Source organism: Flagellimonas sp. S3867, from assembly GCF_014698935.1.
Taxonomy (GTDB): Bacteria; Bacteroidota; Bacteroidia; order Flavobacteriales; family Flavobacteriaceae; genus Flagellimonas.
This window is the reverse complement of sequence record NZ_JACVMN010000002.1, coordinates 1,184,090-1,196,559: the sequence shown is the minus strand read 5'-3', so window position 1 is coordinate 1,196,559 and position 12,470 is coordinate 1,184,090. Positions and strand designations below refer to the sequence as shown.

Genomic DNA, 12,470 nt, shown 5'->3' with positions numbered 1-12,470 from the left:
ACATATGGATGTAATTGACATTTCAATCATAGCAATCTATGTATTGCTGACGCTCTTTATCGGAATTTGGGTTTCTAAAAAAGCATCAAAAGGCCTCGAATCCTATTTCTTGGGCGGAAACAATATTAAATGGTATTATCTGGGTCTAAGTAATGGGTCGGGTATGTTCGATATCTCGGGCACGGCTTGGATGGTCGGTATCTTATTCCTATATGGCGTAAAAAGCTTCATGTTCATGTGGCTCTGGCCGGTTTGGAACCAGATTTTTGTTATGATGTTCTTGGCCGTTTGGATCAGGCGTTCCAATATTATGACAGGTTCGGAATGGATTCTCACTCGCTTTGGTGATGGCAAAGCTGGTAGGGCCTCACACAGTATTGTTGCGGTATTCGCGATTATTTCAGTAGTTGGTTTCATTGCCTATTTCTTTGAAGGTATCGGTAAATTTTTGACCATTATATTGCCTTGGAATATTCCTTTGGAGTTTGGTGACGTTCTCTTGCTTACCTCCGAACAATCCTATGCGCTCATCATTATATTTTTGACCACCATTTATACCATCAAAGGAGGTATGTTCTCAGTTGTAGCTACTGAGGTGCTTCAATACATTATTATGGTAATTGCTGGTATCCTTGTCGCAGGATATACTTTTTTTGCCATTTCTGATGTTGAAATCAATGCCATCATATCTGAAGAATGGAGGAATGTTTTCTTTGGCAATGAATTAAACATGATTTGGAGTGATAAATTCCAAGCGTTCAACGATCTTATCGACTCCGAAGGCTATAAAATGTTCGGAGCTTTCATAGGAATGACCCTTTTTAAAGGTTTCTTCGCTAGCATTGCCGGACCGGTCCCAAGCTATGACTTTCAACGAATTCTTTCTACAAGAACCGTAAAAGAGGCCGCCTATATGAGTGGTTTCACCAATTTGGTCCTTTATATTCCCAGATATTTATTGATTGCCGGAATCGTCGTTATCGCCTTAGTGGTTTTAGCTCCCAGCATGAGCGCAAACCCCGGGCTTGTTGGTGGTGATTTGGAGGTAATTCTCCCCAAAGTCATCAACTTTCATGTTCCGGTAGGCATCAAAGGTTTGTTATTGGCTGGCCTTTTGGCCGCTTTTATGTCGACCTTCTCCGCATTCGTAAACTCGGGTCCGGCGTATATTGTCAATGACATTTATAAAAAATACTTCAAGCCTCACGCTTCCAACAAGCACTACATTAAGGCAAGTCATATTGCTTCTTTCTTTGTGGTTGGTCTTGGCGTATGTATGGGCTTCTTTGCTGATTCCATCAATTCGCTCACCCTTTGGATCACCAGTGCGCTTTATGGTGGATATGTTGCTGCCAATTTCTTAAAATGGGTATGGTGGCGATTCAACGGCTGGGGATATTTCTGGGGAATGGTAGCAGGACTGGTTGTTGCAACACTTCAATTTATTCTAGATCAAAATAAAGTCCATATTATGGAAGGGGATTTGCTGTATAACATCGCACATATGCATGCCATTTACCTTTTTCCGGTCATTTTTGGGTTTTCTTTATTAGGCTCCTATTTAGGAACCTATTTGACCAAACCCACAGATATTTCTGTGCTGAAATCGTTTTACAAAGAAGTTAAGCCCTGGGGATTGTGGAAACCTGTGGTCAATCAGTTGAAATCGGAAGATTCAGGATTTGAAAAGAACAATGATTTCTGGATGGACATGGCCAACTGCTTGGTGGGGATCATCTGGCAATCCAGCATGATTTTGTTACCTATCTATTTGGTGATTAGGGATTACCCAAAAACCCTTGTTGCTTTGATCGTATTTATTATAACTTCCATAATTTTAAAGTACACTTGGTTGAACAAGGTTCAAAAAATTCCGAATTAAGTTCTAACCATCGTTTATAGACTATGAACAATCAAGTTTCAACAAAAACAAACGCAATTCCTTGGCAAGAGAGACCTGCAAACATTTCAGATGTTGTTTGGAGGTATTCTGATAATCCTATTATTCAAAGAGATGCAATTCCAACCTCCAATAGTGTTTTCAATAGCGCCGTTGTTCCTTTTGAAGATGGTTTTGCAGGAGTTTTTAGGTGTGACAATAAAGCAGTGCAGATGAACATTTTTGCTGGCTTCAGTAAAGATGGAATTCATTGGGACATCAACCATAAACCAATAGAATTTGAGGCTGGAAACACCCAAATGATCGATTCCGATTACAAATATGACCCCCGTGTCACCTTTTTGGAAGATCGATATTGGATTACCTGGTGCAATGGATATCATGGTCCAACCATTGGTATTGGGTACACTTTTGATTTCAAGGAATTCTTTCAATGTGAAAATGCCTTTTTGCCCTTCAATAGAAACGGAGTGCTTTTTCCGGAAAAAATCAACGGAAAATATGCCATGTTGAGCAGACCTAGCGATAATGGACATACCCCTTTTGGAGACATCTATATTAGCTACAGTCCAGATATGAAATATTGGGGCGAACATCGTTGCGTAATGAAAGCTTCACCTTTTGAGGATAGTGCCTGGCAATGTACCAAAATCGGGGCGGGCTCTGTTCCCATTTTGGTAGACGAAGGTTGGCTGATGATCTATCATGGAGTAATCAATACCTGTAATGGTTTCAGATATTCTATGGGTGCAGCCATTTTAGACAAGGACAACCCAGACCAGGTGAAATACAGAACACAACCCTATCTTTTATCTCCGCAGACTTCATACGAATGTACGGGCGACGTGCCCAATGTGGTTTTCCCTTGTGCCACTTTGCACTCTATAGAAGAGGACAAAATAGCCATTTACTACGGAGCAGCTGATACAGTAGTTGGTTTAGCTTTCGGACATATATCCGAAATATTGAAGTTTACTAAAGAAAATAGTTTATAAAATGAAAAGATGGATAATGTGGGAAAACATAAAAAATTAATAAGTCTAGTTCTTTTTTTAGTCTACGTGGGTTGCATAATGTTATGTGCACAAGAAAAACCAAGAAACTATGTGGCATATAAGGCCACAGACTCAATTTTGATTGACGGAAAGGCTAACGAGTCCTCATGGGTGAAAGCTCCATGGTCAGATTTGTTTATTGATATTGAAGGAATGAAAAAACCTACATATGATACCCGCATGAAAATGCTTTGGGACGAAAATAATGTCTACTTCTTTGCGCAATTGAACGAACCACATGTGTGGGGAGACATTACCGAGCATGATGCTATTATCTTTCATAACAATGATTTTGAAGTTTTTCTTGACCCAGAAGCAGATGTACATGGGTATTATGAGTTGGAGTGGAATGTCTTAAATACGGTTTGGGACCAATATTTGACAGCTCCATACCGCACTGGTAACGAAACCATAAACGGATGGGAAGCTTTGGGGCTTAAATCTGCAGTGTCGGTCCAAGGCACCCTAAATGACCCTTCAGATATTGATCAGGGATGGTCTATAGAAATTGCCATTCCATTTAGTGATTTACGATCAGGGTACTATCAAAACAATGTACCGAAAAATAAATTTTGGAGAGTTGGTTTTTCCAGGGTGAATTGGGATTTTGATGTCACGGACGGCAAATATTCAAGAAAGAAAGACCCAAAAACTGGTGATTTTCTACATGAAAATAATTGGGTTTGGTCACCACAATATGTTATTAATATGCACGAGCCAGAAAAGTGGGGTTATGTTTATTTTTCAGAAAATGAAGCAGGCGGTGCGCCATTCAATTTTGAGATACCAAAGGATGAGCATATCAAATGGTATCTCTATGAACTTTACCGCGACTTGATTTCTGAAAATCAACAAAAAATAGAATGGGACAAAGTTGATGGTCGATTTCAAGGGCCTTCGAAACAACTTTTCAGTAAAAACATAGCTCCGATTCTCGAAAAGTATACAAAAGGGTTCATTCTTTCGGTAAAAAGTCCTTTTACCAACAAACTCTTGACCATAACCAAAGATGGTAAGTTTGAAAGCTATGAAAACTAGCTATCATACGTCTCAAACTGTCAACAAGCGCTGTGAATTAATTGTATAAATCGATAATATGAAGCTGAGTTTCGCATGTATGGGATTATTGATTTTAGCATTAGGTTGTTCACCTCAACCTCAAAAAGCTAATGCAGTTAAAAAAATAACTGATTTTGTAAATCCATTTATTGGCACAGATGGTCCTGGCAACACTTATCCTGGTGCCACTACCCCATTTGGGATGGTACAACTGAGTCCCGATATTGGTATTCCAGGTTGGGACCGAATTGCTGGATATTACTATCAAGATTCGATCATATCTGGATTTTCCCATACCCATCTGACGGGGACAGGAGCTGGTGATTTATACGACATTTTAGTGATGCCAACCAACAGTCGTTTTTCGGATAGTATTCCAGAGAATAACTATAAACCATACTCAAAATTTAATCATGAAAAAGAAGGAGCCTCACCAGGTTATTATTGGGTAGATTTGTTGGATTATGGCATTAAAGCCGAGATGACCGCAACCAATCGAGTCGGAGTCCATAGATACACATTTCCAGAAGATAGGCATACACAAATTCATATCGATTTAGGGTATTCCCTCAACTGGGACAAACCCACAGACACTTTCATTGAAGTAATCAATGACTCTACTTTACAAGGGTATCGAATGTCAACTGGATGGGCCAGAAACCAGCGTCTATTTTTTGAAATGCAGTTTTCAAAATCCTTCAAATCCAATGAAATTATTTTAGATTCAGAAGGTAACTCTTCAAAAATTATCTTGGATTATAGCACTACGGAGGGAGAACAAATTCAGATCAAAACAGGTTTGTCGTCCGTAAGTTCAAAAGCTGCAGGTAAGGCCATTCGAGTTGAAGCGCAAGGAGATTTTGAAACTATCAAACAAAATGCAGAGCATATTTGGGAAAAGGAGCTGCAAAAAATCAAAATAACATCTCAGGACACCAACAAAGAGATCATTTTTTATACCATGCTCTATCAATCCATGCTGGCTCCAACGTTGTACAGTGATAGCAACGGTGAATACAAGGCAGCAAATGACGCTAATGGAAAGCTTAAAGATGGGACGGATTCCATTGCAAAAGCAGTCGACTATAATCGTTATGACACTTTTTCACTTTGGGACACTTTTAGGGCTGCCCATCCACTTTATACCATAATTCAACCTGAAAAAGTGCCTGATATGGTCAAATCACTTTTGGCCCATTATACTGAAACTGGAATTCTTCCCATATGGTCCATGCAGGGCAGTGAAACCAATATGATGATCGGTTACCATGCCGTTCCCGTAATTGTTGATGCCTATTTTAAAGGATTCGACTTTGATGTGCAACTTGCTTATAAAGCTTGCAAAGAAAGTGCCATGGTCGATGATCGTCAAATTGATATTTATAAAGAAAAAGGGTTTATTCCTGTTGATGAAGGTCATGAAAATTGGTCCGTTTCCAAAACCATGGAATATGCTTATGACGACTGGTGCATTGCCATGTTTGCCAAGGATTTGGGAAAAATGGATGACTATACGTATTTTTTGCAACGGTCTGAAAATTGGAAAAACCTGTACAACACCAAAAGGTCTTGGCTTCAGCCCAAAGACCCTGAGGGTGATTTTATTGAACCGTTTATTCCGAAGGAATATTCACCCTATTTCTGTGAAAGTAACGCCTGGCATTACTACTGGTTTGTTCCTCAAGATACAGAAGGACTTATTTCCAAAACAGGCGGAAAAGAACGTTTTGTGCAAAAATTGGATTCCATGTTCAGCTATGCCCCAAGTTCTAAAGACAAATTGCCCTTGTTCAGTACGGGAATGATCGGTCAATATGCCCATGGAAATGAACCCAGTCATCATGTGGCCTATTTATACAATTATGTGGGTCAGCCTTCCAAAGCTCAAAAACTCATTAGCAATATTTTGGAAAATCAATACAAAAATGAACCCAACGGGCATTGTGGCAATGAAGATTGCGGACAAATGTCTTCATGGTATATTTTAAGTTCCCTGGGACTTTATCCCGTAAATCCTGCTCAGGGAGTTTATGATATTGGCCTTCCGTTATTTGAAAAGGCAGAAATTGAATTAGGAAATAACAAAACATTCACCGTAAAAAAGAAAGAGGACAGCACCGGTGAATTTGTTGAAGCAGTTTTCCTGAATGGAAAAAAATTGGATAGAAGTTTCATTTCCCACAAAGAAATTGTCCATGGAGGAGAACTGGTTTTTGTTATGACTTCAGACTCTAAGCTGGCAGATAAAAATCAAACAAAACATTCTGAAACAAATAAAATTTACTAAAACTTGAAAGCGATGAAAACATATTACTTAAGAATGAACTTCTGGGTTTTGGCAACAACTACGATTTTGCTTTCATGCCAAAAAACACAGGACAAGACTGTAGCAATGGAACAAGCTCAAGAAGAAAGTTCCTTGCTTCAATACGTAAATCCACTAATGGGAACCGATTCCGATTTCAGTTTGTCCAACGGAAACACCTATCCCGCCATTGCCACTCCGTGGGGCATGAACTTCTGGACCCCGATGACCTCAAAAATGGGAGATGGCTGGACTTATAAATATGACGAAAAAACCATTCGCGGAATCAAGCAGACCCATCAACCCAGTCCATGGATCAACGATTATGCCGCATTTTCATTAATGGCGGTGACAGGAGATTTAAAATACAAAGAGGACGAACGTGCTTCGTACTTCTCCCACAAAGCGGAAACCGTGAAACCAGATTATTATGGGGTTTATTTGGCCGATTATGATGTCCTTGCGGAAGTAACCCCCACGGAGCGTTCGGCACATTTCCGGTTTACCTTTCCGGAAACTGACGAGGCCTATATTATGCTTGATGCCTTTTTCAAAGGTTCAATGGTAAAGGTTTTACCAGCTGAACGAAAAATAATAGGCTATTGCAGAAATAATAGTGGAGGTGTTCCTGAAAATTTCCACAATTATTTTGTGGCAGAATTCGACAAGGACTTTGAACTTACCCATACTTGGGGCGATAACTGGGAGTTGCAAAAAAATTCAACCGAAAATCAAGGAGAACATGTTGGAGCAATCATTGGTTTCAAGACCAAAAAAGGCGAAAAGATAAATGTGAAAGTGGCTTCCTCGTTCATCAGTCCCGAACAAGCCCAAATAAATCTAGAAAGGGAAATTGGAAATCAAAATTTTGAAGAAACAAGTGCCAAAGCAACCGAAGCATGGGAAAAAGAATTGGGAAGAATACAGGTGACTTCACAAAATATTGATCATCTCCGCACTTTTTATTCCTGTTTATATCGGGTTTTGCTCTTCCCCAGAAAATTTTATGAATACAATGAAGCTAACGAAGTAGTTCATTACAGTCCATACAACGGGCAAGTTTTACCGGGCTATATGTTCACGGATAATGGCTTTTGGGACACCTTCCGAGCTGTTTTTCCCTTTTTTAATATGATGTATCCAGAACTAAATGGCCACATCATGGAAGGATTGGTTAATACCTATAACGAATCAGGGTGGCTGCCCGAATGGGCCAGTCCTGGACATCGTGATTGTATGATCGGTTCCAATTCCGCTCCGATAATTGCCGATGCCCATCTCATGGGAGTTGAAGGATTCGATAAAGAAAAGCTTTTGGAGGCGATGCTCAAAAATGCCACTGTCTCCGATGGAAGACCTGTGAACAGTGTTGGCAGAGCTGGTTTGGATTACTACAACGATTTGGGATATGTACCCTATGACGTGGACATCCATGAAAATGCCGCCAGAACTTTGGAATACGCTTATGCTGATTTCACCATTGCCCAAATGGCCAAATCATTGGGTGAAGATGAATTGGCAAAAACCTATTATGAAAAATCCCTTAACTATAAAAAGTTATTCGACCCGACCACTAAGCTAATGCGAGGAAAAAATAAAAATGGAGAGTTTCAATCCCCGTTTAATCCATTGAAATGGGGCGATGCCTTTACAGAAGGTAACAGCCTGCATTACACATGGTCTGTTTTTCATGATGTGCAAGGACTTATCGATTTAATGGGCGGAGATAATGAATTTATTGGTATGCTGGACGGTGTTTTCAATATGCCCCCCGATTTTGATGACTCTTACTACGGATTTACCATACATGAAATCCGTGAGATGCAGATTATGAATATGGGAAACTACGCCCATGGCAATCAACCCATTCAACATATGATCTATCTATATAATTATGCCAAACAACCATGGAAGGCCCAAAACAAGATAAGAGAGGTTTTGACTAAACTCTATACCCCTGCACCAGATGGTTATTGTGGGGATGAGGATAATGGACAAACATCAGCTTGGTATGTTTTCAGTTCTCTTGGATTCTATCCCGTAGCTCCTGCCACAAATCAATATGTTATCGGCAGCCCTTTATTTGACAAGGCAGTTTTACATCTAGAAAATGGGAATGCCTTTACCATTACTTCAGATGGGAATGGAAATAAAAACCCATTTATACAAAACGCCAGCTTGAACGGTAAATCATTCAACAATACCTGGATTTCTACTGAGACAGTCCAAAATGGAGGTAACCTTGAATTTACTCTAAGCTCGGAACCAAACAAAAATTGGGGTGTTTCCGAAGCATCAGCGCCTTACTCACTTTCTAACCACTAAGATTAACGAGAAAATGAAAATGAAAAACCTAATTATCACTTTATGTGTCCTTTTCGGAGCTGGAATAAATGCCCAAACCGCGGATGTTGAAGTAGATTCCCGTTTGGATTGGTTCAAAGATGCCAAACTAGGTGTCTTTATCCATTGGGGGTATTATGGAGTAAATGGCATTACTGAATCCTGGTCACTCTATCACAAAAAAATATCCTACGAAGATTATATGCAACAGGGTAAAAAGTTTACTGCAGCGAACTATGATCCAGAGGAATGGGCCGAACTATTCAATAAAATTGGAGCCCAATATGCAATAATGACTACCAAGCATCATGATGGTGTTGCTCTTTGGGATACACAATTGAGTCACCTGAATGTGGTTGACAAAACTCCAGCCAAAAGAGATTTGGTTACCCCATATGTAAATGCACTCAGAAACAAAGGTCTAAAAGTGGGACTTTATTATTCGCTCTGCGATTGGTCGCATCCAGACTATGAAGTGGTTTTCCCAAGACCAAATACAAAAAAAGATTATCCGCAAAAAGGTCAAAAACAAATGGATACGTGGGAACGGTTCGTTCTGTTTTACCAAGGACAATTGAAAGAGTTGAGTTCACAATTCAATCCAGACCTATATTGGTTTGATGGGGATTGGGAAAAATCTGCCGAGCAATGGCGTTCAAAAGCCCTAAAAGATTCGCTGCTGTCATGGAATCCCAATCTCATCGTCAATTCAAGGTTGAATCAATATGGAGACTATAGAACCCCAGAGCAAGGAATTCCTGTGGTAAGACCAGATGGCCCTTGGGAATTTTGTATGACCATGAACGATAATTGGGGGTATTATCCTTCGGATAAAAACTACAAACCAATCTCGCAAATCATTAGAACTTTTGTTGAGGTGATTTCCAATGGAGGTAATTTATTGTTGAATATAGGCCCCAAACCAGATGGCACAATTGCAAAAGAGCAACTGGAACGTCTGGAAAGTCTCGGTACTTGGATCAACAAACACAGCGATGCAGTTTTTGATACCACCGCCGGATTACCTTATGGACATTTTTATGGTCCATCCTTGATATCAAAGGATAAAAAGAAAATTTACCTCTGCCTCTTTAACAATCCAAAAAATTATATTTCACTAAAAGGGCTACAGAATAAAGTTACCTCTATAAAAGTATTGGGAACTGATGAGGAATTGTCCTTTGAAAGAAATGGAGGCGCCTCTTGGAAAAACATTCCGGGAGTTTTGCGTATTTCCATTCCAAAAGATAAGAATCTTGACAAATATGTGACCGTGCTAGAAGTTTCCCTAGAAAATGATTTAGAGCTGTACCGTGGCCAAGGTCATGTATTCCGAATGGAAAAAGAAGCTATGTCAGACTTTGGAAATTTGACTCAGCTGGACAATGGATTTAAGGGTACACCTAATTCTTTTACAAAACTTAGCAACTAAATAAATGGCCATGAAACTGAATTCCCTATTGGCATTTCTGTTGATTTCCTTGCTTTGCAACGCACAGGAAAGACCTATCGACTTTGTGAACCCATTTATTGGCACTTCCAACTTTGGGACGACCAATCCTGGACCAATAGCTGTAAGAGGAATGACCAACGTTTCACCCTTTAATGTGGCCGGACCTCAAAATCTCCCATTTGAAAAAGACAGCCGTTGGTGGTCTACCCCATATACTTCGGATAACAGTTTTTTGACAGGATTCAGTCATATCAATCTTAGTGGTGTTGGTTGCCCGGAATTGGGGGTTATTTTGGCTATGCCCACAACCGGAGAGGTCATAACCAATCATGTTGATTACGGTTCTAGTTATTCTGATGAGATTGCCAAAGTGGGTTACTATTCCAATACATTGGATAAATATAATATCAAGGTCGAAGCAACAGCAACCACTCGGGTAGGAATAAGCAGATACACTTTTCCCAAAGGGAAATCCAACATTTTGTTGAATTTAGGATTGGGACTGACCAATGAACAAGGAGCACAAATAAAAGTGGTTTCACCAACAGAAATTGAAGGAATCAGAAGTGTAGGTTCATTCTGTTACTACAAACCGGAAGAAGCCTATCCCGTTTATTTTGTTGCCCAATTTTCTAAACCTGCTGAAGAATTCGGCACCTGGAAAAAACCAACCACCTATAAAGGCGAGGAGGCGCAGTGGATGGGTTACAATGGAAAAATCCGTTTAATGAAAGGATATACCAAAGAGGTGGTCGGGGATAGTATTGGAGCTTATGTGCGATATAATTTTAAGAAGCCTACCCAGGTAGAATTGAAAATTGGTGTTTCATACATCAGTATTGAAAATGCCAGAGAGAACTTAGAAAAAGAAACATCTGGAAGAACATTTGATCAAATTCTCGAAGCAACCAGAAAGGATTGGAATGAGCATTTGTCTAGAATAGAGGTTGAAGGTGGGTCTGATGACGACAAGACCGTCTTTTACACGGCACTATATCATACCTTGATTCATCCGAGCACGCTAAATGACGCAAATGGAGAATACCCAAAAATGAAAACACGGGAAACTCTAAAAACCGAAGGTACACGATACACCGTCTTTTCACTTTGGGATACCTACAGAAATTTACATCAGTTGATGAGTCTGGTCTATCCCGAACAGCAGTCAAATATGGTCAAAAGTATGTTGCAGATTTATGATGAATCCGGCTGGCTGCCCAAATGGGAGTTAAATGCTACAGAAACAACAACCATGGTAGGTGATCCTGCAGGAATAGTTATTGCCGATACCTATTTGAAGGGCATTCAGGATTTTGATGTGGAAAAAGCTTATGAAGCCATGTTAAAGAGTGCTGACCAATTGGAAGGCAACCCGTTGCGTCCGGGAATCAAAGATTACATTTCCAAAGGATATTTGACCACAAAAACAACCAAGAGCGGTTCCGTCTCCACCACGCAAGAATATAACATTTCAGATTTTGCCATAGCCCAATTGGCAAAAGCTTTAGGCAAAAAAGAAGATTATAAGCGTTTTTCGAAGCGTTCCGTGTCTTATCGAAATCTTTTCGATAAAGAATTCAACCTACTTCGACCTAAAAATGACGATGGCAGTTGGCTAACTCCGTATAATCCTGAAACCGGTGCAAACTTTGTAAAGAATCTAGGTTTTATTGAAGGGAATGCATGGCAATACACTTTTATGGTTTCCCACGACGTAAAAGGGCTTATTAAACTAATGGGTGGTCCAAAACCTTTTACCAATAAATTACAGCAAGTATTTGACAAAAACCAATTTGATATGGCCAATGAACCCGATATTGGCTACCCCTATTTGTTCAATTATGTGAAAGATGAAGCATGGCGCACTCAAAAAACGGTTTCAGAATTGCTTTCAACCTATTTCAAAAATGCTCCAGACGGACTTCCCGGAAATGATGATACAGGTACCATGAGTGCTTGGGCGGTCTTCTCTATGATGGGAATTTATCCAATAAGTCCCGCAAATCCTGTTTATGCGGTTTCCATACCCACTTTCGATAAGATTACCATTCATTTGAATCCAAAATATTATAACAATACCTCTATTCAGATAACCAAGGAAGGAGTTCAAGGTAAACTTTTGAACATGCAGCTAGATGGAAAAAAAATAAATGCACATTTTATCTCACATCAAAAATTGACCAACGCAAGTCGTTTACACTTTATTTTGGACTAAAGTTAGTTCAGAATCAACCTACTATAGAATTACCAGAAGCCTTGATTTTCTGAGGAATGAGACAATTTTCACATCAACCCCAAATTTCAAACGTTATAGTAACTATGCCCTTTAGCTTTTCAATTTCGTTATTAGTCGAA

General features: G+C 39.7%; 7 protein-coding genes. All 7 read left to right on the top strand.

Going from position 1 to position 12,470, the window contains the following annotated elements; all coding sequences use genetic code 11:
- Positions 1-4 precede the first annotated feature (4 nt).
- The 7 genes from IAG46_RS13070 (at position 5) to IAG46_RS13040 (ending at position 12,330) form a co-directional block, all read left to right on the top strand.
- Complete coding sequence (locus IAG46_RS13070) at positions 5-1,882, top strand: sodium:solute symporter family protein (RefSeq protein WP_190810791.1); 1,878 nt, start codon at positions 5-7, stop codon at positions 1,880-1,882.
- Between the two features lie 23 nt (positions 1,883-1,905).
- Positions 1,906-2,895, top strand: coding sequence for a glycoside hydrolase family 130 protein (locus IAG46_RS13065; protein ID WP_190810790.1), 990 nt, complete (start codon positions 1,906-1,908; stop codon positions 2,893-2,895).
- 9 nt (positions 2,896-2,904) lie between these two features.
- Positions 2,905-3,993, top strand: a complete 1,089-nt coding sequence (locus tag IAG46_RS13060; protein WP_190810789.1) for a carbohydrate-binding family 9-like protein — start codon at positions 2,905-2,907, stop codon at positions 3,991-3,993.
- 79 nt (positions 3,994-4,072) lie between these two features.
- Positions 4,073-6,301: a GH92 family glycosyl hydrolase gene (locus IAG46_RS13055; protein ID WP_223826704.1), complete on the top strand. Its 2,229-nt coding sequence runs from the start codon at positions 4,073-4,075 to the stop codon at positions 6,299-6,301.
- Between the two features lie 12 nt (positions 6,302-6,313).
- Complete coding sequence (locus IAG46_RS13050) at positions 6,314-8,644, top strand: GH92 family glycosyl hydrolase (RefSeq protein WP_190810787.1); 2,331 nt, start codon at positions 6,314-6,316, stop codon at positions 8,642-8,644.
- A 19-nt stretch (positions 8,645-8,663) separates the two neighbouring features.
- Positions 8,664-10,094, top strand: coding sequence for an alpha-L-fucosidase (locus tag IAG46_RS13045; protein WP_223826679.1), 1,431 nt, complete (start codon positions 8,664-8,666; stop codon positions 10,092-10,094).
- Positions 10,095-10,104: 10 nt separating this feature from the next.
- A complete protein-coding gene (locus IAG46_RS13040; RefSeq protein WP_223826678.1) occupies positions 10,105-12,330 on the top strand; it encodes a GH92 family glycosyl hydrolase in 2,226 nt (741 codons plus the stop codon).
- Positions 12,331-12,470: the final 140 nt, after the last annotated feature.